Annotated in this window: 17 protein-coding genes; 8 read left to right on the top strand and 9 right to left on the bottom strand. The window is 61.4% G+C overall.

Annotated features, from left to right (window positions below; all coding sequences use genetic code 11):
* The 4 genes from G8767_RS29615 to G8767_RS29600 form a co-directional block, all read right to left on the bottom strand.
* A partial coding sequence (locus G8767_RS29615) for a TIGR04222 domain-containing membrane protein (protein WP_166813439.1) occupies positions 1–834 on the bottom strand: 834 nt, incomplete at its 3' end.
* Positions 831–1,745 carry a TIGR04222 domain-containing membrane protein gene (locus G8767_RS29610; RefSeq protein ID WP_346843049.1) on the bottom strand — a complete coding sequence of 305 codons (915 nt, stop codon included), beginning with the start codon at positions 1,743–1,745 and terminating at the stop codon, positions 831–833. The genes G8767_RS29610 and G8767_RS29615, both read right to left, overlap by 4 nt.
* Before the next feature lie 5 nt (positions 1,746–1,750).
* Entirely contained in the window at positions 1,751–2,530 is a 780-nt protein-coding gene (locus G8767_RS29605) for a TIGR04222 domain-containing membrane protein (protein ID WP_020909823.1), read from the bottom strand.
* A 139-nt stretch (positions 2,531–2,669) separates the two neighbouring features.
* On the bottom strand, positions 2,670–3,347 hold the full coding sequence (locus tag G8767_RS29600; RefSeq protein ID WP_095973747.1) for an SDR family oxidoreductase: 678 nt from the start codon (positions 3,345–3,347) through the stop codon (positions 2,670–2,672).
* A 77-nt stretch (positions 3,348–3,424) separates the two neighbouring features.
* Between G8767_RS29600 and G8767_RS29595 the strand changes: the two genes are divergently transcribed.
* From G8767_RS29595 to G8767_RS29580, 4 genes are all read left to right on the top strand, one after another.
* The gene (locus G8767_RS29595; RefSeq protein WP_166813437.1) at positions 3,425–4,351 is read left to right on the top strand and encodes a metal ABC transporter substrate-binding protein; all 927 of its coding nucleotides are present in this window, start codon (positions 3,425–3,427) and stop codon (positions 4,349–4,351) included.
* On the top strand, positions 4,348–5,079 hold the full coding sequence (locus tag G8767_RS29590; protein ID WP_166813435.1) for a metal ABC transporter ATP-binding protein: 732 nt from the start codon (positions 4,348–4,350) through the stop codon (positions 5,077–5,079). The genes G8767_RS29595 and G8767_RS29590 overlap by 4 nt, the downstream gene beginning before the upstream one ends.
* Before the next feature lie 3 nt (positions 5,080–5,082).
* Positions 5,083–5,961: a metal ABC transporter permease gene (locus G8767_RS29585; RefSeq protein ID WP_166813433.1), complete on the top strand. Its 879-nt coding sequence runs from the start codon at positions 5,083–5,085 to the stop codon at positions 5,959–5,961.
* Positions 5,962–6,111: 150 nt separating this feature from the next.
* Positions 6,112–7,707: a GGDEF domain-containing protein gene (locus G8767_RS29580; RefSeq protein WP_166813431.1), complete on the top strand. Its 1,596-nt coding sequence runs from the start codon at positions 6,112–6,114 to the stop codon at positions 7,705–7,707.
* Here the strand turns inward: G8767_RS29580 and G8767_RS29575 are convergent.
* Together G8767_RS29575 and G8767_RS29570 are read right to left on the bottom strand one after the other, a co-directional pair.
* Positions 7,704–8,456, bottom strand: coding sequence for a cyclase family protein (locus G8767_RS29575; RefSeq protein ID WP_206029909.1), 753 nt, complete (start codon positions 8,454–8,456; stop codon positions 7,704–7,706). The genes G8767_RS29580 and G8767_RS29575 overlap by 4 nt on opposite strands.
* 144 nt (positions 8,457–8,600) lie before the next feature.
* Complete coding sequence (locus tag G8767_RS29570; protein ID WP_166813427.1) at positions 8,601–9,011, bottom strand: TIGR03668 family PPOX class F420-dependent oxidoreductase; 411 nt, start codon at positions 9,009–9,011, stop codon at positions 8,601–8,603.
* Between the two features lie 60 nt (positions 9,012–9,071).
* On the opposite strand from G8767_RS29570, the gene G8767_RS29565 reads away from it, so the two are divergent.
* Positions 9,072–10,073 carry a PHP domain-containing protein gene (locus G8767_RS29565; protein ID WP_054831839.1) on the top strand — a complete coding sequence of 334 codons (1,002 nt, stop codon included), beginning with the start codon at positions 9,072–9,074 and terminating at the stop codon, positions 10,071–10,073.
* A gap of 974 nt (positions 10,074–11,047) precedes the next feature.
* Here G8767_RS29565 and G8767_RS29560 read toward each other — a convergent pair.
* The 3 genes from G8767_RS29560 to G8767_RS29550 all read right to left on the bottom strand — a co-directional run bounded on the left by G8767_RS29560 (position 11,048) and on the right by G8767_RS29550 (position 14,226).
* On the bottom strand, positions 11,048–12,424 hold the full coding sequence (locus G8767_RS29560) for an HNH endonuclease signature motif containing protein (protein WP_166813425.1): 1,377 nt from the start codon (positions 12,422–12,424) through the stop codon (positions 11,048–11,050).
* A gap of 119 nt (positions 12,425–12,543) precedes the next feature.
* Positions 12,544–13,455, bottom strand: a complete 912-nt coding sequence (locus tag G8767_RS29555; RefSeq protein ID WP_166813423.1) for a cation transporter — start codon at positions 13,453–13,455, stop codon at positions 12,544–12,546.
* 72 nt (positions 13,456–13,527) lie between these two features.
* Positions 13,528–14,226 carry a haloacid dehalogenase type II gene (locus G8767_RS29550; protein WP_166813421.1) on the bottom strand — a complete coding sequence of 233 codons (699 nt, stop codon included), beginning with the start codon at positions 14,224–14,226 and terminating at the stop codon, positions 13,528–13,530.
* A 110-nt stretch (positions 14,227–14,336) separates the two neighbouring features.
* Between G8767_RS29550 and G8767_RS29545 the strand changes: the two genes are divergently transcribed.
* The 3 genes from G8767_RS29545 to G8767_RS29535 all read left to right on the top strand — a co-directional run bounded on the left by G8767_RS29545 (position 14,337) and on the right by G8767_RS29535 (position 24,740).
* A complete protein-coding gene (locus tag G8767_RS29545; protein ID WP_166813419.1) occupies positions 14,337–15,674 on the top strand; it encodes a glycogen debranching protein in 1,338 nt (445 codons plus the stop codon).
* A 56-nt stretch (positions 15,675–15,730) separates the two neighbouring features.
* Positions 15,731–16,477 carry a glycoside hydrolase family 25 protein gene (locus G8767_RS29540; protein WP_003942452.1) on the top strand — a complete coding sequence of 249 codons (747 nt, stop codon included), beginning with the start codon at positions 15,731–15,733 and terminating at the stop codon, positions 16,475–16,477.
* Between the two features lie 976 nt (positions 16,478–17,453).
* Positions 17,454–24,740 carry an isopeptide-forming domain-containing fimbrial protein gene (locus G8767_RS29535; protein ID WP_206029903.1) on the top strand — a complete coding sequence of 2,429 codons (7,287 nt, stop codon included), beginning with the start codon at positions 17,454–17,456 and terminating at the stop codon, positions 24,738–24,740.
* Positions 24,741–24,785 lie beyond the last annotated feature (45 nt).

Here is a 24,785-nt window from a genome sequence, read left to right as displayed (position 1 = left end):
ACCGCCGTCCGAACCCCCGCTACCTCCGCTGCCGTCGGCACCGATTCCGGCGGCGGAGGCCAAGGCGGGATTGATCATCAGCATCGCCGAACCGGCGAAGAGGGCGGCGGACATCCCCGCCAAGCGCGGTCCGTAAGCGGAGAAGGCAGGCTTGTTGCGCGGGGACAGGTAGGCGTGTGCTGTGGTCAGTTCCGACCGTGCTGCATTGCCCGAGGTGGTGCGATCGAAGTTGAGCCCGAGCAGCGGGATGCTGAACCCGGTGACGAGTACGGCGAGGATCAGAAACTCGACGGGCTTGTCGTTGTGCAGGCCGAAGGCAATGCGGACGATACCCACGGCCACCAGGATCTTCAGCGGAACTGTGGAGAGAAAGATCGAACGCCTGGTGCTGTCGGAGGTCAGGTACCCCCGGTCCGCCAAAGAGTTTCGTAGGCGAGCTGTTTCCACCGTCATACGCTCGGCGAGTTGCCGCCGACGATGGGGCAGGGCCTGCTGGGCCAGGCGCTGGTACACGGTGAGGGTGTACCAGTCCAGGGTCTCGTCGGCAGGGCCCAACGGGCGCAGGACAGCGCCGTCGGTGGTGATCAGATCAGCGCTACGCAGGATTGCCAATGATGCTGCGATGGCGCGTGACTCGCCGGTCAGCATGCCGACTTCCGGAGGGGTCAGTTGCTCGGCGGAATACCCGTGCTCGGTTGAGTACCTGTACCGGCGTGCTCGAATCATCAGACGCCACATCAGAGTGAGAACCATGAGCGTGACCGAAACGGCTGTGTAGCCGTACAGGAAATCCTCGCTGGGGATCCCCCACGTGTCGCCGGCACGAGTGCTCATCCCCCACACCCCCCGCCGCCGCAACTGCTACCACTGCCGCCACCGCCGTCCGAGCCGGATGATCCGGAAGAGGAGCCACAACTGTAGTAGCTCGAACTTCCGCCGCCCGGGCTGTACGCGGCGCCCGCAGCCACCGCTCCCGCCAGCGTCGGATCGATCAGAACCAGAGCGCCCGAACCGAAGAGCGCCGCCGAGAGCCCGGCGAGCGAGGGACCGTAGCTCGAGTACGCGGGCCGCAGTTTCGGTGAGAGGTACGAGTTTTCGTGCTTGAGGCGTCGAAGCTCGCTGTCGCCCAAAGCTGTCCGACGACGCTTGATGCGAAGAAGTGGAATCATCAGAGCGAGAACGATGATGGTGAGGAGCAGAAACCCGACCGGCTTACCGCCGGCGATTCCGGCGACGAGACGGACCAAGCCGAGAGCAATTACCGCCACGATCGGAACAGTCCGAAGAGCGGCAGCCGGGCCGTCCTGCGGGCGTTGCAAGTAGCCCTCGTCGATCAGCGTCGTACGTAGTTGTGCGAGTGCGACGTTCAGTCGTCCCATCAGGCGCACCTGTCGCAGCGGGACCTTTCCGTTGCCGAGCCGCTTGTGCACCGTGCGGGTGAACCAGTCGAGACGACTCTTGTCCTCCGCAGTGAGTGCCAGCTTGGTCTTTCCTTCGGTGCTGATCAGCTCGGCGCTGCGCAGTATGGCCATCGACGCGAGCACCGCTTGGTAATCACTGGTCAAGGCACCGATCTCGGGCGGAGTGAGCGGCCGACGAACCGCGTCGACGATCGCGGGTGAGCGGCGCGCGGACATCCTGCTGTAGAGCGAGAGTCCGACCGCGACGGCTGCGGCCACCAGATACCACTGCAAGAAGGTCTGGCTGGGGATCCCCCATGTGTCAGCTGAGTAGTAGTTGTTCACCGCACTCACCCCCCACAGCTCACGGTGCTCGAGAAGGTCGAGCAACTGGACGGTGAAGACCCGCCGCCGCATCCGGGTGCCCAACCGCCGTCGCGACCCGGACCGAAGAGTGCCGCGGCAATACCCGCCGACGTCGCCCCGTAGGTAGCAAACGACGGTTGGAAATTCGGTGTGAGGTAGGAGTATTCGTCCTTCAAGCGACTCAATTCGACCTGGCCGAAACGAGTGCGTCGGCTCAGGCGGAGAAGGGTTACGACAATCAGGGCGAGGCAGACGACCACGAGCGGAAGGTATCCCACCGGGTTCTCGTTCACGACAGTGAATCCGGTTCTGATCGTGCCGACCACGGCGACGACAACGACCGGTACGACGGACAATCGCGTCAAAGTGTGTTCACGATTGCCGTTCAGGTAGCCGGCCTGCACCAGGTCGCTACGAAGCTCCAACAGGGGCAGCGGAAGTGTCGGCACGAGCCGGGAGGGCACGGCAGTTCCACCGGCGTCGTCGATCCGCTGGCGGACGATGCGGGTGAAGCGGTCATGCTGACCCTGGCCGGCAGAATATGCAGCACTCTCGAGTTCTGCCACGGCAGCGCGTACCGCACGCTCGTCGCTGGTCAGTACACCCATCTCCGGTGGTGTGAGTGTGCGCAATGCAGGTGTGGGCTTGCGCATGGCGACGCCTCTGATCACAAGCGCGATCACCACCGCTCCGGTGGCAGCGGCGACGTACCACCCGAGGAAAGCCTCGGTGGAAATTCCCCACGTATTCGTATGATCATGCATCGCACACCACCTCTCGATGAACTCCTGAGAACAAGTCCAGTCTCTTTGTCCGACAACTGATGTCAGTATCGGGCCAGTGCTCGGAAAAGCGATATCCGGATGCCCATCGTCATCATTCCGTTACCGGCGAACTGGGGATTTACCGGCCGGTAGGTCGAAGCACGATCTCCGTGGGGTGTGCGTCGGACGGTGTTTCTACGGCAGTGAGTACGGCACGCGCCACAGTGGAGGCCTTCAGGAAGCGCTCCGGGTCGTACTCGTCGCCCTCACCGGCGACGATGTCGCGCTGCATATCGGTGTCGATCCGGCCGGGATGAATGGAGGTGACCCGCAAGGACGGCTCTTCCAGGCGCAGTGCGTCTCCGAAAGCACGCAGCGCGAACTTGCTGGCCGCGTACGAGCCCCAGCCGGCGTTGGCGCGCAACCCGGCACCCGAATTGATCAGCACTACGTGGCCTCCGGCAGCACGAAGCGCGGGCAGGAGCACACGCGTGAGCTCGGCCACGGCGATGACGTTGGCCTCGAGGGTTCGTCGCCACTGATCGACCGAGGATTCCTCGATGGTGCCGATGTCGGCCACTCCGGCGTTGTGTACCAGCACGTCGAGCGTAGTGACGGTCGAGGCGGCGGCCGCGACGGCGTCGTAGTCCGTGAGGTCGAGGGGTAAGGGCGTCGACCCGGGCAGTTCGGCGCAGATCGGCTCGAGGGCCTGCGCGGATCGTGCACCGAGCAGCAGGTCGTGGGTCGGTGCCAGCTCGCGTGCGATGGCAGCTCCGAGGCCGCGACTGGAACCGGTGATCAAGGCAGTAGGACGCATGGTTCGAGCCTATCGAGTGAGGAATGTTCGGCCTAACGAACTTGTGTATTTGTTTACCCACATATTAGAGTTCGACCATGACGACTCGCGACGCGAAGAATTTCCGCCGCCTGGGAATTGCTGCCCTCGCCGCCCTGCTTCTTTCCAGCTGTTCGGCAATGAATTCCGCTTCCGACGACGGCCGCCCGGTAGTGCTCACCACGTTCACCGTGCTCTCGGACATTGCCCAGAACGTCGCGGGCGATCATCTGCGCGTCGAGTCGATCACCAAGGCGGGAGCGGAGATTCACGGTTACGAGCCGACACCTGGCGACATTCGCCGGGCCAACGAAGCCGATCTGATCCTCGACAACGGCATGAACCTCGAAGCATGGTTTGCCAAGTTCGTCGACGGACTGGATGTGCCACACGTCGTGGTCAGCGACGGTGTCGAAGGCATTCCGATCGCCGGCGACGCCTATACAGGCAAGCCCAATCCGCATGCGTGGATGTCTCCGTTGAATACGCAGATCTACGTCGACAACATGGTGACTGCTTTCAGTGACCTCGACCCGGACAACGCCTCGGCATTTGCGGAGAACGGTGCGAAGTACAAAGCGGAACTACAAGCAGTGCAGGACGGCCTGGTCAGTGGCCTGGCGGTATTGCCCGCAGGTCAGCGTGCACTCGTCAGTTGCGAGGGTGCGTTCTCCTATCTGGCCAGGGACGCAGGACTCGGCGAGGCGTACATCTGGCCGGTCAACGCCGAGCAGCAGGCGACGCCGCAGCAGATCATCGCGGCGATCGACTTCGTCCGGGCCAATTCCGTTCCCGCAGTCTTCTGCGAGTCGACGGTCTCGGATGCTCCCATGCAGCAGGTCGTCGGGGCGACCGGGGCGAAATTCGGTGGAACGTTGTACGTCGACTCGCTGTCCGAAGCCGACGGTCCCGTGCCCACCTATCTGGACATGATTCGCCACGACACCGACGTCATTCTCGGCGGCCTCACTGGCGGCAAATCATGAACGAAGCCATTCGCGTCGAAAACGTCAGCGTTCACTACGGCGAGGTCCATGCCCTGGACGATGTCGATCTGACGTTGAACTCCGGTAGCGTCTGCGGATTGATCGGAATGAACGGTTCAGGCAAGTCGACCCTGTTCAAGGTGATCATGGGAATGATCAAGCCGGACAACGGCTCTGTCAGAATCGCCGGTCTCGACGCAGCCGCTGCGCGCAAGAGTGGCCGCGTCGGATACGTGCCGCAGAGTGAAGACGTCGACTGGACCTTCCCGATCAGCGTCCGTGACGTCGTGATGATGGGTAGGTACGGCCATCTCGGGTTCTTGCGGCGTCCGCGACGTGCAGATCGCGAGGCGGTGGCCGCGGCACTGGAGCGGGTGGAGCTCACGGAATTCGCGGATCGCCAGATCGGACAGCTCTCGGGTGGTCAGAAGAAGCGCGCCTTCGTGGCACGCGGTATCGCGCAGGACGCGTCGATACTGTTGCTGGACGAACCGTTCGCGGGCGTTGACAAGCGTTCCGAGGCAACGATTTCGACGCTGCTACGAGAGTTGGCCGCCGACGGCCGATCGATCTTGGTCTCGACCCACGATCTTCACGCGGTGCCGAAACTCTGCGACGAGGCGGTACTGCTCATGCGCAAGGTTCTGGTGCACTCCGACCCGAACACCGTGCTTCAACCAGAAAACCTCGCCCTGGCTTTCGGCCTCGACGTGATGGACAGGACCTGATCGATGAACATCGTAGAACTGCTTCTCGACCCTCTCCAGTACGGATTCATGGTGCGCGCGTTGGCCGTTGCCGTTGTGGCGGCGGTTGTCTGCGCGGTGCTCAGTTGTTGGTTGGTGCTCATCGGGTGGTCACTGATGGGCGATGCCGTCTCGCACGCCGTCCTGCCCGGTGTTGTCCTCGCCTACGTCGTCGGCGCTCCATTTGCCATAGGGGCCTTGATCTTCGGGTTGATCGCCGTCGCACTGATCGGGCTGATCCGTAACACCAGCCGCGTCAAGGAAGACGCCGCGATCGGTATAGTCTTCACGACTCTCTTCGCGTTCGGTTTGGTTCTCATCTCGGTGACCCCAAGCCAGACCGATCTCAACCACATCATTTTCGGCAACCTGCTGGGGGTGAGTTCGTCCGATCTTCTGCAGGTCGCGATACTCGGCGCGTTGGCGTTGAGCATTCTGTTGATCAAGCGTCGTGATCTGGCGTTGTTCGCTTTCGACCCGGTGCATGCCAACGCGATCGGTCTCTCGCCCAAACGTCTCGGTGCCTTACTCCTCGGGGTTCTCGCACTCACCTCGGTAGTGGCGCTGCAAGCTGTCGGAGTTGTGCTGGTGGTGGCGATGCTGATCATCCCCGGGGCGACGGCGTACCTTCTCACCGACAAGTTCTCACGGATGCTGGTGATAGCTCCCGTCATCTCCGCAATCTGCGCGATTACCGGTATCTACGTCAGCTACTACCTCGACACAGCTTCCGGGGGCATGGTCGTGATGACGCAGGGCATCGTGTTCGCCCTGGTGTACCTGTTCAGCCCGTCGCAGGGGGTCATTGTGAAGTGGACTTCGCAGCGGCGTAGGGCCCGAACGGAATACAGCGCCGTGGCCTAACGGACGGTCTTGATCGTTCGTCCAGTTAACAATCCGCTACCAAATCGGGTAGGTTCGTACGGGCATTCGTCACCACAACCATGCCGGCCGCAACGAAGCCGGCTGAAAGACAATCGGTGGTGACGCCTTTGAACACCGATGGGCCCTTCGATGACGCAGTTCCGAGCACGACGCACGTGGCTGGTTCTCGGCGTCGTCGTCGCGGTCATCGCCCTCGCCGGATCCGGACTGCTCAGCCCACGAACTTCGGTTCTGGTGGACGATATCGCCCAGATCGTCGGCGGCGCCACCGCGACTGCGGTCTGTTGGTGGACGTCGCGGCGCCATCACGGAGTCGAGCGTCGCTGGCGAACTCTGATGGCTCTCGGTATGGCCGGCTGGACCCTGGGAATGTTCTTCTGGGCGTTCTACCGCTCGGTTCTCCACGTACCACTCCCGTCGCCGTCGATCGCGGACATCGGATTCTTCATGTTCCCGGTGTTTGCCGTGCCGGCGCTTCTGTCGCTGGTACGCCAGTCGCCCCGGCGTGAGGCGATCGGTCCGATCCATCTGTGGCTGGTGCTGACCCTCGACGGTCTTGTCGTGGTCGGTGGGTTGTTCATCCTCACGTGGACGACCGCCCTCGGCGCTGTCGTTCATACCGGTCCTACGGGGTCTCTCGGGTTTCTCGTCGCAGTGATGTACCCGATCACCGACTTCGTTCTGATCGCGATGGTCTTGCTGATGGTCATCGGACCCAAGGCAGTTGCCGAGATTCGCGTACCGCTGACGTTCCTCGGGTGTGGGTTGGTGATGCTCTCCCTGTCGGACAGCGTTTACGCGTACTTGGTGGCGATCGGCGCCGAGAGTATGCCGACCATCGCCGACGCCGGGTTCATCGCCGGGCCGCCGTTGATCGCGCTGGCGGCACTGGCCGAACGAGCCGAGCCCCGACCGCGCACAGCCCTACAACCTTGGCGAAGCGATCGGACTCAATTGCTGCTGCCGTATCTCTTGATCGCGGTCATCGCGACGATCGTGACGGTGCAGGCACTCATCGTCGGCAACCTCGATGCCGTGGTCGTGATACTCGGCGTCGTCGTGCTGGTTCTCGCGCTGGTGCGCCAAATACTCACGCTCCTCGAGAACGACGCGCTCCTCCAACAGATCTCCGCTGCCCAGGACGAGCTCCGGTACCGAGCGCATCACGACCCACTCACCGAGCTCGCCAACCGGGCCGCGTTCGACGAACACTTCGCGAGCGCCATCGAAAACTACCGCCTGACGAACTCCGATTGGGTGCTGATGCTCGTTGATCTGGACGATTTCAAGCAGGTCAACGATCGATACGGGCATCCGGCCGGTGACCGGTTACTGGTTGCCCTCACTGCGCGTCTGCGCGAAGCGGTTCCCGAGAGTGCATTTGTCGCTCGATTCGGCGGCGACGAATTCACTGTGCTCCTGCAGGGCCCGCTCGACGATGCCGTCGTCGTCGCTCGGAGGATCGTCGACGCCCTCAGCAGCGATGGGATTGCCGGCGAGAAATCGGTGTCGGTGGGTGCGAGCGTCGGTGTAGCGGGATTCGGGTCCGTGCAGTTCGAGTCGGCGCAGTTCGAGTCGGCGCAGTTCGGGTCCGCGCAGTTCGACTCTGCGGATGAGCCGCTCAGCGCGCACACTCTGCTTCGCCGAGCAGATGCGGCGATGTACGAGGCGAAGAGAAGTGGGAAGGGCGCTGTCGTCGTCTACCGAGATCGCCGCGAAGCCTAACGCCGCAGGAGAGCGAAGATCGTTGCCGGCGAACCAGATCCGGCCCTGTTGATGGCGCTACCGACGAGGATGCTCGCCCCGGTGGTCGGCAGGGCGGCAAGATTGTTCAGGTTCTCCAGGCTGATTCGACGCTTGTCGTACAGGAGCGTCGAGACGGGGTAGGTTTCGTCGTTTCCGAGGTCGGGACCGAAGGTGTCGGTTCCCAATGCGCCACGCGTGCCCAGGCGCCCGGTGTCTATCAGCCACTGCGCCGCGTCCACCGAGAAGCCGGGTTGGTGGATGACACCCTCGGCGTCTGAGTTGGCATATTCTTCGCTACCCCAGCGCGATTCCCATCCGGTCCAGAGGACTACGGCCGCTCCATCGGGGATCTTGCCGTTACGCGTCTCCCACTCCTCAATGTCTGCGACGGTGAGAGCGTAGTCGGAATCGGCGGCAGCCTTGTCCCGGATGTCGATCTTCACTGCGGGTAGGAAGAGGTCGGCCGGATCGAGTTGGTCGGCGGTGAGTCCACCTTCCTGGAAGTGCGCGGGTGCGCCCCAATGCGTACCCGTGTGTTCACCTTCCTTGACGTACTGGAGGTAGTAGCCGTCGTCGGCAATGGTTGCCGCCGTGTCGAGAGTGAACTCGGGATCGCCGGGAAAAATCGGCGTCGACGCTGGGTCGTTCACGTGTGAGAGCGAAACAACCGACAAGAGCTCGTTCAACGGGGTTGTTGCGTCTTGACTGCTTCCGGAACTGCTACCCATGTCGATCACCTGAGGTCCCGCTACCAGCGCCAGGCCTGTGGCTGCGCGCTGAAGTAACTGCCGTCGTTTCATCAATCCCCCGCCAAATTGTCCGAATTGAGAGTGTTGCAATCACTTTCGCTCCTTGAACACTAGGACAGAACCTTAGGCTGCTGCGGACCATGACGACCACTCCACATCGCGAACAGCTATCACCTGTCCGTGCGGTCGGTGATCCACGTACTGCGGATACTTCGCGGCCAAAGCATCGATTGCACTCTCGGACTCCTTGGTGCCGGGGTCGAGGACCTCTGCGCGGCCGTCGACGCGGACCCACCAGAGGGCGGACCAGTCGTCGTCGTAATGATCGACCAGCAGGCTCGCACGCCCCGTCTCGGTGATGTTCCGGAGCCGGCGAAGAGCGGTCGTGGTTTTCGGCTTGTGGTCGACGCAGGAATAGACGGTATCGCCGAGTAGGGCGAATACGAGCGGCACAATGTGCGGAACGCCGGCTGCGTCAGCCGTCGCCAGGTGAGCCACCCGCGCGGCTTCGAATCGTGCTCTCGGATCGTCCATAACCACAGCGTAAGTGGATCAAGGGTTGCCGCAAGCCGCCGCTGACGGAACAGTGGTCTCATGGAACCGGATGAAGCGCTTCGGGAGATCGCCTACTGGCTCGAACGATCACGCGCCGAAACGCACCGCGTCAAGGCCTATCGGCGAGCTGCGGAGGTCTTTGCGGGATTGTCGGACGAGCAGAAGGAGTCTCGCCGGAAATCCGACAGTTGGAAGGCTCTCACCGGCATCGGGCCCAAAACTGCAATGATCATCGCCCAGTCGTACGACGGCGTCCCCGAGTATCTCGAGGAACTGCGGGGGCAGGCTGAGCCCATCGGCGACAGCCCATTGCGACAAGCCCTGCGCGGCGACCTCCACACACACTCCGACTGGTCCGACGGTGGAAGCCCCATCGAAGAGATGATGCGACGCGCAGCAGCACTGGGCCATGACTACTGCGCCCTCACCGACCATTCGCCTCGGCTGACTGTCGCCAACGGGCTGTCCGCGGAGCGCCTACGTTCTCAACTCGACGTCATTGCAGGGTTGAACGCCGAGCTGGCCCCCTTCCGCATCCTCACTGGAATCGAAGTGGACATTCTCGAAGACGGTTCACTCGACCAAGATCCCGATCTACTCGACGAACTCGACATCGTGGTGGCGAGCGTGCACTCGAAGCTGCGGTCCGAACGTGAGGCGATGACCCGCAGAATGCTTGCTGCAGTGCGAAACCCGCGTGTCGACATTCTCGGACACTGCACCGGGCGTCTTGTCGAGGGTGCTCGCGGAACCAGGCCCGAGTCGCAGTTCGACGCGGAGAAAGTGTTCGAGGCCTGCCGCGAATCAGGCACCGCCGTCGAGATCAACTCCAGACCGGAGCGGCGTGACCCGCCTTCGCGTTTGATCGAGTTGGCCCGCGATCTCGATTGTCTCTTCTCCATCGATACCGACGCCCATGCCCCCGGTCAGCTGGCCTGGCAGGGCTACGGCTGTGACCGGGCCGAAAAGTGCGGTGTCGAAGCGGATCGGGTGATCAATACCTGGACCGCCGAAGATCTTTTGGAGTGGGCGGGCAATTGACGGTCTCGGCACGCGCGCTGCTGTCGGTGCCGTTGGTGGCGTCGCTTTGCCTGGCCACCGCTTGTTCGGCTCCGTTCTGGCGAGATTCGGTGTACTTCACACCTCCTGAGGCTCGGGTGTTCGAGACCGCCGACTGTCTCGGAATTGAAGTCGCATGGGGCCTGTTCGGTGTCGATCTGTATTCGCGTCCGAAACACGAAACAGGGTATCCTCCATCTGATTTCGATCCAGTGGCAGTATTTCGTTGCGAAGTCGGCGAAGGCGCCTCCGGAGCGTTAACCGTCGACATGGTTCGACTCGAAGGTGACGTAGCCGCCGTCAAGGATGCATATCGTGTCGACTCCAAACGCTTTCCCGACAATGTCGTTGCGAGTTGTGTCACAAGCGAACTGGTTCCCGTCAAACTGTGGATGGTCAACAGCGCCGGACAAGTGATGTTTCCGGCCTGGCCGTCGAGTCCGTGCGGTTTTCAAGTCGGGCCTCTCGATTCGCTTCGATCGCTGCATGAAGTCGAACGTGTCCGAACTTCGTTGAGTCTTTCTCCGACGATGGCGAATTGCGATCGCTCGTCTGCCGTTCAATTCGACCGGACAGATGCCAGAGAGGTTGACAAGGCGCGCGAGCAGTTCGAGAGAGGCGAAGGCTATGACCCGCTCGACAATGAGCTGGCTACGCCTGTCGCTGATGTTGCAGGACTATCCGTGTGCCGGCATGAATCTCAGACAGACGTGGACGTTATTCGCGTGACCGAAGCGGAGAGTCGAGACGTGGTTGCCGCCATAGCCGATGCTCCTATAGCTCCGCCGTGTGATCAGATCGCGACAGCGACAGCATCATCAACCCTCCTACGGGTTGACGGTTCGGGCGGTACTCCTGTGAGCGTGGAGTTGGATGGATGTCGCCGCGCCGCCCTTTCCGGCTATCGAAGCCCGCCGGAATGGGTCACCGAGGCGTTTGCTCGGTGACCTCCGGGTTCAGATCCGCGTGGTGGAGCGGCGGGGTTTCTGGTCGGGGTCGATGCCTGGTGGTGGGATGAACCAGGGCAGGTGATCGGTGCCTATCCGGATTTCCCATTGCCCGGTGAATCCGGGTTTTCGGTGCATCAGGGTGTGGTGGGTTCGGCAGAGCAGGACCAGGTTGTCCATGACGGTTGGTCCTCCTTTGGCCCAGTGTTTGATGTGGTGGGCGTCGGTCCAGGCGGGGACGCAGTCGCAGCCGGGGAAGGCGCATCCTTTGTCGCGGGCGATCAGGGCGGTTCGTTGTGCCGCGGTGACAAGCCTTTTGAGTGGGGTGACGTCGAGTGGGGCACCGTTTTCGTCGAGGAGGACGGCGCCGAGCATGCAGTCGCAGGCGATCATGCGGGTGCGGCCGATGCTCAGTGGTCCCATCCAGGGCATGTGGCCGACATCGAGATCTTGTTTGTCGAGATCGGGAATGTCGAGATCCAGCATGCCGGGATCGTCGTCCTCGGACGGGCCAGGTGTTGAGCCGTCACCTGTTGTGGTGCCGGCGGCCGCGGCGCATTCGCGGTGGTAGGCGAGGTCTTTGGCGTTGATGTGCACGTTCAGGTGTGGGCGTTGGCCGCCGTCGATGCCGGTGGCGGCGTTGTCGAGGTAGCGGCGGATGAGCTCTGCCATGGCGTCTGCGTTGCGTGTGGCGGCGGATCGTTTGTCGGGTGTGCCGTCTGTGGCGGGGGTGGGCATCGAGAGGTTGGAGAGGGCGGAGAGAAGCATTTCTCCGGTCACGCCGTCGAAATCGCCTCGGACGGCGACTCTTCCGTTGAGGGTCGCGGAGATGCGTAGTTCGTTGCGGTCGGTGTCTTCGCTTGGTGGTACGTCGTCGGATTCGAACATGTGCTCGAGGACGCTGATGGCGTAGCGCAGTTTGACTGTGGTTGCTTCGACGCCGGATGCTGCGGCGAGGAGTGTGTCGCGGCAGTACGGTAGCGCAGCATCGGGCATTCCTTTGGGTGGGGATTCGCAGAACGCCACGATCAGTGCTGCGTGTTCGAAAGTAAGGTCGCCGGAGTCGAATTGGTCTTCGATCTCAGGGAACGAGCGGAGGGCTTTTCCCAGGGCCGCGATTCTTCTGCCGGCGGGGATTTGCAGCATGGTGTGGTTCGCGAGCCACTGTCCGGTGCCGCGGTAGCACAGTACTTGTTCGTCCGGGTTCAACGTCAGGGTGTCGACGGCGGCTACTCGAATAGCTTCCAGGCGAAGGATTTCCGCTGATGCGGTGATGGCGATCTCGCGGACGTCGGTGGGGTGCAGCCGCCACAGTCGGGCGCGCACACCCACGGCGGAGCTGTTGACCACGTCGGTGACAGCGTCGTCGGTGATGCTGATCGTCATGAGAACCCCCCGTTCCATCTCCCATCATACTCGAACATACTTTCGAGTCAAGAATTTTTTCGAGAAGGCGAGCCGGGTCCGGTCTTCGTGATTGTGTTGTTCGAGAGTAGATTCCGTCGTTAGAGCATCAGTGCCGGATCTGTAGTCAGTTCGATGTTCAGCCATGGTTCGTAGGGAAGGTCGGCGAGGCTGGTGGCGAACGAGCGTCGTACTGCGTCTTCACCGTCGATGTCCCAGCTGTGTGGCGCGACCATGAACGTCGCTTCGATATACAACTTGCGGCCCACCTTGCTCATGGTGAGAGTCGGTTCGTCCAAACCGAATTCGTCGCGGACGGCAGTGATGGCTTCGTGCACGCGGGCCTGAACGTTCTCGCCGGGAGCACCTTCGAGGAGTTCGATCAGTGCGGTTCGCAGAAGTGCGTACGGTTGTGGGACCAACATCGCGCAGCCGAGGAGAACCAAGACGGAGTCGACGTAGCGGTCTGCGTCGGAGAAATCGGTGCGGCCCAGGATCATTGCGACGACAGCACCTACTGCGACCAGCGCACTGAATGCAGCCGACGCTCCCCACTGCCTGGCTTCGGCGACGAGTAGATCGGACGTGCGGTCGACTTGCCCGACGTAGCGCCAGATGATGATCGACACCACTGCGCTGACAGCGCCGTATGCCACCAATGATCCGGCAGTGACGTCGGCTCCTCCCGCGAGGATGACCCGTACCGCCTCGACTGCGGCGTAGGCGAGCGTCGCCAGTAGTGCCATGCCCTGGACAGCGATGACTACCGGGATCAATGCCTCTTTGCCGAAGGGAAAGCGTGCGGTGGGGCCCGAGTCGGCTATCCGTGAAACCCGCAGTGACAGCGCCGTCAACACCATTCCGATGAGGGCGTACACACCGTCGAGCAGGATCACCTGGGACTGCGAGATCCAGCCCCAGAATGCGGCGAGCACAGCCAACGCGGTTGCGACCACGAGCGAGTACCGCAGGGCCGTGCGTTCGCGGGTAGCGCTGTCTTCCTTGGAGCCCATGAATTTCAAACCGCCTGTCCGTTTCGATATTCCTTCACGTAGGAATACCAGCAACGACGCGCAGGCACGGCATCAGTGGACCAATTGCGCTGCCAGATCCAGAAAGTCGTCGGCGTTGATGTCGAACTCGTCGGAATAGGTCACGTCGGGATTTCCCTTTGCTCCGAATTCGAGCGGTCGGGCTATGAAGGCGGTGCGAAATCCGAGAGCCTTGGCTGCCCGTATGTCGTATTTGTGGCTGGCAACCATCATGATCTCGGCCGGGTCGTATCCGAGGTACCGAGCGGCAAGGTGGTAGATCTTCGGGTCCGGTTTGAAGACACCGGCCATTTCGGCAGTGAAGACGGCATGCCAGGGCAGGTTTCCGTGGCGCGAGATGCTGACCGCTGCGTTCACGTCGGCGTTGGACAAGGCAGCGATTGTGTACTGCTGGCGCAGGGTTGTCAGGCCGGCGACAGTGTCGGGCCACGGGTCCAGGAATTTCCAGGCGGTGGTGAGCTCTTCCTGTTCGGCGTCGGAAAGCTCGATGCTCTCGCGGACCAACAGCTTGCGCAGAGCCTCGCGGTACACCGAATGTACTGTCACCCATTCGCCTGAAGCGTTGTCGACCTCAGAGGTGTTCGCGAAGTACTCAGCGCGCCAGAGATTGACGAAGCGTGACCAGTCGACGTCCGCGTCGGTGATTCGACGGGCCTCTCGGCACAGTGTGCTGTGAAAATCGGTCGCTGTGCCCTGGACGTCGAACAGCAGTGCTTTGATCTTCTCGCGCACTAGGCCTCCATTCCGAGATCGCCTGACGGACTTCCCACATTATTGCGGTTACGGCGCCCGATTCGTGCTCGATGAGCGCAAAGGCGCCGCGCGTCGCAAAATAGACATCTATGGCCGACCGCGGATTTACCCCGACTCAGCTCGCCGCCCGAGCTGCCTACCTGCTGCGCGGAAACGACCTGGGCACGATGACCAGCGCTGCCCCGAAGCTGTATCCCCACATGTGGAGCTGGGACGCCGCGTTCGTCGCGGTAGGTTTGGCGCCGCTCAGCGTCGAACGGGCGGTAGTAGAGCTCGATACCTTGCTCTCGGCTCAGTGGAAGAACGGAATGATTCCGCACATTGTGTTCGCGAACGGTGTCGACGGCTACTTCCCCGGCCCGACGCGCTGGGATGTCAATGCGTTGGCAGCTCATGCTCCTTTGGGTACCGCTACATCGGGAATCACCCAACCCCCTGTTCACGCGATCGCGGTGCAGCGGATTCTCGATCATTCGCGTCGGCACGGACGTACGACGCGTGCGGTCGCGGAAGAGTTCCTCGACCGGCGCTGGAGCGATCTGGTTCGGTGGCACCGGTGGTTGGCGGAGGCCCGCGATCTCGACGGCAACGGCCGCATCGCGCTTTATCACGGGTGGGAATCGGGGATGGACAACTCTCCGCGATGGGATCTGGCGTACGCGAATGTTGTTGCGGGACAAGTGCCTGCGTATCAGCGCGCAGATCTCGCTGTGGTGACGGACCTGTCTCAGCGGCCTACGGATCACGAATACGACCGCTACCTTTGGCTTCTCGAAGAGATGAAGGCCGTGCGGTACGAGGATTCGCAGCTTGCAACGGCCATGAGTTTTGCCGTCGAGGACGTGTTTGTCAGTGCCGTCTTCTCGATGGCATGCGACGTCTTGGCAACTATCGGCGAGGAGCATTCGCGGCCAAACTCCGACGTGCGTGATCTGCGCGGTTGGGCAGATCGATTCCGGCAGGGTGTTATTGCCACCACTGATGAACGATCGGGTGCAGCAAAGGATTTCGATCTTCGAACCGGGCGATGGGTTAATACCGAGACCATCGCGATGTTTGCGCCGTTGCTGTGCGGCGGCCTGAGCCGTGATGCCGAGCGCGCTCTGTTGCGTACTTTCGAGGGGCCCAAATTCTGTGGTCACCCGGACATGCGATTTGCTGTCCCACCGTCGACGTCTCCGGTTTCCGGCGATTTCCGTCCTCGGGAGTATTGGCGTGGCCCGGTGTGGCCGGTCATCACGTGGTTGTTCTCGTGGGCATTCGCGCGTCGGGGATGGGCCGAGCGATCACACGTCCTGCGTTCGGAGGGGTTGAGGCAGGCCAGCGACGGCACATTTGCCGAGTACTACGAGCCTTTCACCGGAGAACCGTTGGGGAGCATGCAGCAGTCGTGGACTGCGGCGGCCGTTCTCGACTGGCTCGGTTGAGTGAACATTCGCTGAATTAGCGGACAAAACGGACCAGTCAACCTTACTCTCGGGAAATGGTCGAGCGACGGATCGTCAGGACACTGGGCAAGCTCACCCCGATCGCGATGGCTGCTGCCATCGCGATCACGGCACCTGGCCTCGCCGCTGCCGACGCGCCACGTGGCCCGGACGTGTCTTCGTGGCAGCACGTGGACGGAACCGGAATCGACTGGTTCCAGGTCAAGGCGTCAGGGCACGAGTTCGCGATGGTCAAGGCCACCGAGTCGCTCAACTACGTCAATCCGTACTTCATTCAGGATTGCCTGGTCATGCGTGCTGCTGGCGTCTCGCGCGGGGCCTACCACTACGCAGACGTTCGCCAGTCCCCCGAAGCCCAGGCCGCCTTCTATTCGGCGATCGTCCTGGGTATCAACGGACCCGGTGACCTCCCGCCCGTTCTGGATCTAGAGGACGCAAAAGGACTGCCTGCCGGTCAGGTCATCGACTGGACTCATCGCTACCTGAACACCGTCCAGGCACTTACCGGGCGGCAGCCAATCATCTACACGTACCCCAACTTCTGGCGTACTCAGATGGCCAACACCACAGAGTTCAACCACTACCCGCTGTGGATCGCCGATTACAACGGCCAGAACGCACCGGGCCCGCTGCCCGGTGGTTGGTCCAACTGGACCTTCTGGCAGTACACCAGCACCGGACGCATCCCCGGGATCACCGGAAACACTGATATCAACGTCTACAGCGGAGCGCAGGGCGATTTCGATCGCTACGCCAACAGTGTGGGGTTCGGCAGTAGCTAGTTTGCGGCGGGCCTTTGGCTCCGTGGTGCCTGTTTCGGGCCTTTCGCCCTCGAGGCATTTGTCTCTAGGCGCGCGGAGGGGCCCTCTTGGCGCTCTTGCGATGCTTGGCTGGTTAGTCCGGTTGTTGCTCGCCAGTTACGAGAATTCTGCCCAACGGTAGCCACGGTCCCTGAATTTGCGACTAGCTGGGCATGATCAGAAGATAGCCACGGCAGCTAGTGAGCAGAATCGCTCCCTCCGAAAAGCTATAAAACGGACTTGAAGTTCGGTCTGGTGCCAGGGTGGACGCCCGGTTTCGGGTCGAATGTTGCGCCTCGCAATCAAAATATCGGAGCCCCGGGGTGCTTCGTTACCGGCAGCCGTCGCTGGGTGCGGTCTGGATCAATTCGATCAATTTCAGCGGTTTGTTCGGATGGTATTGCGCCACTCAGTGACGAGGATTTGCCTCGGGTTCAGATGGTTGTGGTGCACTCAACAGGCCTTATACATATTGGGCATTTGTCCAGATTGGGTGCCGTACTCGACGGGGGTCTTCACCCGATCTGGTCAGCGAAAACGTCGAATTTCATCGCGTTCGGTGTCGCGACGTACTCCGGTGGGCGAATTGTCCGCTTGAACAACACCGCTTCCCGGATGTTGTCCGATCTACGAACAAAAACGGCGATCGGTCTGCTTTGTCTGACTTTCGATGGGCAAGCTCCCGGTTATCTGCTATCTTGGTCCAGATAACTGGAAGGTTGCTCTCGATTTGCATGGATTTCGAGGGCCAAGGTCCTGTTCGGGACGGCTCTTCCAACACGCAAGTGTTTCCGAAGAGGAGCTCGAATGACAGGACCGGCAACAGCGTCCGGTGTGAGGTCGATCAGCCGAAAACAGGCGCATCGACCCGAACCAACCGATCAATCGGGAGTTCGCGCCAGCGCTCTCGCATATCCGTCCACCGAACATCGATCAGGCACATCCTGGGGAGTAAGAAATGCCTAACGACATTCCGCCGACAAGGTCGGCCTTATTCACCGCAGGGCTCCCGCCCTGGGTGCGAGCGTGGACGGTGGTGTGGACCGCCATCGCGATGATTCTCGGTATCTCCGGCGCGACGTCAGTGGTTGCGTCAGCGCAGCCGGCCGCGACGCTCGGCGGTCTCGTTCAGGCTCAGGCGCCGGCTCGCGCCGCTGTCCTGCCGGATGAACAGCCCGCAAAGGGCTGCGCATTCAGCGCCCCCGGCACCGGTCCGTTCTCGCAGAACATCTGCTGGATCGATATGTCGACGCTCAATGCGGCCACGGCTGCTTCTGCTGCCGGGCAGTCGATGGAAATCCAGCTCACCGAGGGCTACAAGATCAACTTCAAGGCTTTCCTCACCGACTCGGTGGCAGGAAAGACACACCAGGGGATCGAAACGAAGGAATTTCCCACCCTGCACTACGCAGCTCTTGGGTCTTCTGCGTACACGGGTGTGCCATCGACGATCAAGCCTGCGATCTATCAGAAGTCGTCTGACAATGGACAATCCGGCGGAACGGTGTCGCTGAAGAACATCGTGATGACCGGTCCGAATGGCCCGATCTACAACTACGGCCTCGTGGCTGCTGACGCCGAGTCGACCGACGCCAACACGTCGACTGACAAAGAGTTCCTGAGCTTCAATTCTGACAAGCCTCTTCGTCAGATCGCGCGCACGGTTGGCGCGGATGCGCCCGGCTACCCCGGAATTCGGGCTTGCGACGGTGGGCTGACGGCCATGCCCGCCACCACCGTCCGATGCGATTCGTGGAACCTGGTCAATAACCGGGAGTATTCGCCAGGCACTTTGGTTGTGGCGTCGACCGCTCCGACAAACTTCGCGGCGACGTTCGGTAACACGGTTCTGGCCACCTCTCGTCAGGGCCTGGCGTTCGGTGTCCTGCTCTCGAAGGTCAAGATCGACAAGGACCTCACGCGCGTCACCCCCGGTGACGATTTCACGATCGGCATGAGCACCGGGCACCACGCAAACGCGGGCGCTGCCGCAGCAACCGAGATCAAGAGCACCACGACCGGTGCGACTGATACGACGGCATCGACTGGCTGGCGGACGCTCCTCGCGGATACCACGCCCACCCCTGTCACTTTCTGGGAGAAGCCAACTACCTCGGCTACCAAGACCGCGAACTATGCGACGTCATGGGATTGCCAGGTAAACGGTGTGACCCAGACACTCAGGGTCGGTGACGTCGCGCAGGCAGCACTTTCGCCGGGCGACAACGTGTACTGCAAGGTCAAGAACACACCGGTTCTCGTGAAGAAGTCGTCGTCACCACCTACCGGTGAGACGGTCAATATCGGTCAAACAATCACCTACACTTTGAATTTCGAGAACCCTGGCGCTGCGCCGGCGACGATCGATTACACGGACTATCTCACCGATGTCATCGATGACGGAACTGTCGCGGTCGGGGCTGCAACCGGTGGGCTCACCGCTGCTTTGAACGGCCCCGACAAGATCAAGGTCGGCGGCACCTTGCCGGCGGGAGGCAAAGGGACAGTCACATACACCGTCACTGTCAAAGATGGCGGCAACAAGGTACTGAACAACTATCTGGTTCCCGGGACTACGACTCCTCCGACAACATGTGATCCTGCAACCAATCTCTGCACGACGCATCCCATGCCTGGTTTCACGCTGACGAAGACGGCGGATCCGGCTTCCGGTTCGACGGTTCGGGCCGGCGACACCATTACGTACACCGTCACCGGTACCAACACGGGCAAGACGGCACTGACTCCCGCGACGATCACTGACGATCTGAGTGCGGTTCTCAATAACGCTGCCGTCGTTCCTGGTTCGCTGAAGGCGATCGTCGACGGTGCTCCTGCCGCTGCTCCGACTCTGTCGGGCAGCACTTTGTCGTGGTCCGCCAATCTCCAGGCTGGTAAGTCTGTTGTTCTGACCTACCAGGTGAAGGTCAACGACGGGGTTGCCGCAGGCACTGTCCTGAACAACAAGGTCAGCGGCATTGCGAAGCCGCCGACTGGTCCGGATATCACTCCCCCTCCGGTGGAGACCAATCACTCAGTTCCCGGCTTCACCTTGGAGAAGACTGCTGATCCGATTTCCGGTTCGACTGTTCAGGCCGGCGGGTCGATCAAGTACACCGTCACCGGCACCAACACCGGCAAGACGAAGCTAGATCCCGTAGTGATCACTGATGATATGGGTGCGGTTCTCAATAACGCTGCCGTCGTTCCTGGTTCGCTGAAGGCGATCGTCGACGGTGCTCCTGCTACTGCTCCCACTTTGTCGGGCACCACCCTTTCGTGGACTGGTCTTCTCGAAGCCGGTAAGTCTGTCGTTCTCACCTACGAGGTGAAGGTCAACGACGGGGTTGCCGCAGGCACTGTCCTGAACAACAAGGTCAGCGGCATTGCGAAGCCGCCGACTGGTCCGGATATCACTCCCCCTCCGGTGGAGACCAATCACTCGGTTCCCGGTTTCACAGTCGCGAAGACTGCCGATCCGGCCTCGGGCACTGGTGTCAATGCTGGTCAGGTGATCACGTACACGGTGACGGGTTCTAACACCGGTAAGACGACGCTTGATCCGGTGGTGTTGACCGATGATCTGTCGAAGGTTCTCGACAACGCGGCGTTGGTGGATGGTTCGCTCAAGGCGACTGTCGACGGTGCTCCTGCTGCTGCTCCGACGCTGGCGGGTACGACGCTTTCCTGGACGGGTGCACTCGAGGCTGGTAAGTCGGTTGTTCTGACCTACCAGGTGAAGGTCAACGACGGTGTTGCCGGTGGCACGTTGATCAACAACAAGGTCACCGGTACTGCGAAGCCGCCGACCGGTCCGGAGATCACTCCTCCGCCGGTGACGACCGAGCATCCGGTTCTGTCTCCGAAGATTGCTGTGGTGAAGTCTTCTGATCCGGTGTCGGGTTCGAATGTTGTTGCCGGTCAGGACATCAAGTACACGCTCACGTTTACGAACACTGGTAACGGTGCGGGTGAGGTGGCGTTCTTCGACGATCTGCGTCAGGTTGTGGACAAGGGTGCATTGAGTGGTTTGACTGCTGATGCTCCGTTGGTTGCGACGATGGTCGGCAGTGATGGTTTCTCGGTGACGGGGACCTTGGCTGCGGGTGAAACGAAGACGGTGACGTATTCGGTGAAGGTCGATGCCGATGTGGTCGGTGGGGTGTTCGTGAACAACTTCGTTGTTCCGGGTACGACTCCGCCGGTGGATCCTCCGGAGGTGTGTGATCCGGCGACGCAGCTGTGCACGACGCATCCGGTTCAGGTTCCGGGGTTCACGGTCGCGAAGACTGCGGATCCGGCCTCGGGCACTGGTGTCAATGCTGGTCAGGTGATCACGTACACGGTGACGGGTTCTAACACCGGTAAGACGACGCTTGATCCGGTGGTGTTGACCGATGATCTGTCGAAGGTTCTCGACAACGCGGCGTTGGTGGATGGTTCGCTCAAGGCGACTGTCGACGGTGCTCCTGCTGCTGCTCCGACGCTGGCGGGTACGACGCTTTCCTGGACGGGTGCACTCGAGGCTGGTAAGTCGGTTGTTCTGACCTACCAGGTGAAGGTCAACGACGGTGTTGCCGGTGGCACGTTGATCAACAACAAGGTCACCGGTACTGCGAAGCCGCCGACCGGTCCGGAGATCACTCCTCCGCCGGTGACGACCGAGCATCCGGTTCTGTCTCCGAAGATTGCTGTGGTGAAGTCTTCTGATCCGGTGTCGGGTTCGAATGTTGTTGCCGGTCAGGACATCAAGTACACGCTCACGTTTACGAACACTGGTAACGGTGCGGGTGAGGTGGCGTTCTTCGATGATCTGCGTGGTCTGCTTGACGATGCTGATCTGGTTGCGGGCAGCTTGTCTGCGCAGGATCCGTTGACTGCTGCGATGGTCGGCACGGATGGTTTCTCGGTGACGGGAACCTTGGCTGCGGGTGAGAGCAAGACGGTGACGTACACCGTCACGGTCAAGGCTGATGCCGATCGTGTTGCGGCGGATGCCGACAACACGGTGCTCAACTTCGTTGTTCCGGGTACGACTCCTCCGGTGGATCCTCCGGAGGTGTGTGATCCGGCGACGCAGCTGTGCACGACGCATCCGGTGGTGTCTCCGAAGATTGCTGTGGTGAAGTCTTCTGATCCGGTGTCGGGTTCGAATGTTGTTGCCGGTCAGGACATCAAGTACACGCTCACGTTTACGAACACTGGTAACGGTGCGGGTGAGGTCGCGTTCTTCGACGATCTGCGTCAGGTTGTGGACAAGGGTGCATTGAGTGGTTTGACTGCTGATGCTCCGTTGGTTGCGACGATGGTCGGCAGCGATGGTTTCTCGGTGACGGGAACCCTCGCTGCGGGTGAGAGCAAGACGGTGACGTATTCGGTGAAGGTCGATGCCGATGTGGTCGGTGGGGTGTTCGTGAACAACTTCGTTGTTCCGGGTACGACTCCTCCGGTTGATCCTCCGGAGGTGTGTGATCCGGCGACGCAGCTGTGCACGACGCATCCGGTGGTGTCTCCGAAGATTGCTGTGGTGAAGTCCTCTGATCCGGTGTCGGGTTCGAATGTTGTTGCCGGTCAGGACATCAAGTACACGCTCACGTTCACGAACACCGGTAACGGTGCGGGTGAGGTCGCGTTCTTCGACGATCTGCGTGGTCTGCTTGACGATGCTGATCTGGTTGCGGGCAGCTTGTCTGCGCAGGATCCGTTGACTGCTGCGATGGTCGGCACGGATGGTTTCTCGGTGACGGGAACCTTGGCTGCGGGTGAGAGCAAGACGGTGACGTACACCGTCACGGTCAAGGCTGATGCCGATCGTGTTGCGGCGGATGCCGACAACACGGTGCTCAACTTCGTTGTTCCGGGTACGACTCCTCCGGTTGATCCTCCGGAGGTGTGTGGTCCGGCGACGCAGCTGTGCACGACGCATCCGGTGAAGGTTCCGGGGTTCACGGTCGCGAAGGCTGCGGATCCGGCCTCGGGTACCAATGTTGCTGCTGATCAGACGATCACGTACACGGTGACCGGTGCCAACACGGGTAACACGACCCTTGATCCGGTGGTGTTGACCGATGATCTGTCGAAGGTTCTCGACAACGCGGCGTTGGTGGACGGTTCGCTGAAGGCGACTGTCGACGGTGTCGACGCGACTGCTCCGACCCTCGAGGGCACCACGCTCTCGTGGACGGGTGCACTCGAGGCTGGTAAGTCGGTTGTTCTGACCTACCAGGTGAAGGTCAATGCCGGTGTTGCCGGTGGCACGTTGATCAACAACAAGGTCACCGGTACTGCGAAGCCGCCGACCGGTCCGGAGATCACTCCTCCGCCGGTGACGACCGAGCATCCGGTTCTGTCTCCGAAGATTGCTGTGGTGAAGTCTTCTGATCCGGTGTCGGGTTCGAATGTTGTTGCCGGTCAGGACATCAAGTACACGCTCACGTTTACGAACACTGGTAACGGTGCGGGTGAGGTGGCGTTCTTCGACGATCTGCGTCAGGTTGTGGACAAGGGTGTATTGAGTGGTTTGACTGCTGATGCTCCGTTGGTTGCGACGATGGTCGGCAGTGATGGTTTCTCGGTGACGGGGACCTTGGCTGCGGGTGAGAGCAAGACGGTGACGTATTCGGTGAAGGTCGATGCCGATGTCGTTGGTGGGGTGTTCGTGAACAACTTCGTTGTTCCGGGTACGACTCCTCCGGTTGATCCTCCGGAGGTGTGTGATCCGGCGACGCAGCTGTGCACGACGCATCCGGTGAAGGTTCCGGGGTTCACGGTCGCGAAGACTGCGGATCCGGCCTCGGGTACCAATGTTGCTGCTGGTCAGACGATCACGTACACGGTGACCGGTGCCAATACGGGTAACACGACTCTTGATCCGGTGGTGTTGACCGATGATCTGTCGAAGGTTCTCGACAATGCCGTGTTGGTGGACGGTTCGTTGAAGGCGATGGTTGACGGTGTCGACGGTGCGGCTCCGACCCTGTCGGGTACGACGCTTTCCTGGACGGGTGCACTCGAGGCTGGTAAGTCGGTTGTTCTGACCTATCAGGTGAAGGTCAATGCCGGTGTTGCCGGTGGCACGTTGATCAACAACAAGGTCACCGGTACTGCGAAGCCGCCGACCGGTCCGGAGATCACTCCTCCGCCGGTGACGACCGAGCATCCGGTAGACGGCACTCCCGCAATCGAGGTACTGAAGTCCTCCGATCCGTCCACCACGAACCGTGTGGTGGCCGGTCAGGAGATCACGTACACGCTCACGTTCAAGAATGTGGGTACCGCGGATGGTGAGGTCAGCTTCTACGACGATCTGACCGATGTTCTCGACGATGCAGTAATGACGAAGAATCCGGCTACTACTTCCACGCTGGTTGTTTCGGGTGTCGTCGACAACGTCTTCACGGTCACCGGAAAGCTGGCCAAGGGTGAGAGCGCGACGGTGACGTACACCGTCAAGGTCAACCCTGAGATCGGAACGTTGTCGGGTCCCGGATTCACTCCGGGTGTCCTGAACAACTACCTGGTGGTTGGTGGCGAGAACCCGCCGGTGGACTGTGTTCCGGGCGATGCTCTCTGCACCGAACACCCGGTGGACCCGCCGGAGACCACCACCACGGTGCCTCCGACGACCACCACGACGCCGCCGGTCACGACGGAGCCCTGTGTTCCTCCGACGACGACCACGCGGATGGTTCCGACCACAACGGCTGCGACCACGACGGCTAGCGCGATCACTGCCGGAGACGCCGATGTGACCGGTACGGAGGAATCCACCACTACGGAGGAGACCACCACAGAGGAGACCACGACAGAAGAAGTTGTCGCGGAAGAGATAGTGGATCCGTGTGGCGTGACGACAACTACGCCGCCGACGACCACGACGCCGGTCACGACAGTTCCGCCGACCACGACGGTTCCGAACACGACGGTGCCGGTTACACCGACGATCATCATTCCCCCGATCGTCGTTGTGCCTCCGATCGTCGTACCGCCGACGGTTCCGGGTCAGCCGGTTCCGAGCACGGTTCCGGGACAGCCGAAGCCGCCGACAGCAAACCCGGGTCAGCCGGGTCAGCCGAAGCCGCAGACGTCTGCTCCTCAGGGAGGAACGATCAACTCCGGTGGTGGCGCTGGTGAGAGTGGCGTGAATACCACGTTGCTCGCAGCAGGTGGATTGGTTCTGCTGCTGGCGCTGGGAACGGGTGTTGTTCTCCTGACGCGTAAGCGTCGCGAGGATGGTGACAACTGATTCTCGTGAGAATCTGAGGTAACGACGTGGGGCAGATCGCAGAGT

The sequence above is a fragment of the Rhodococcus sp. IC4_135 genome (genome assembly GCF_011602025.1).
GTDB lineage: Bacteria > Actinomycetota > Actinomycetes > Mycobacteriales > Mycobacteriaceae > Rhodococcus_F > Rhodococcus_F baikonurensis.
This window is presented reverse-complemented; position numbering and strand designations above follow the sequence as displayed.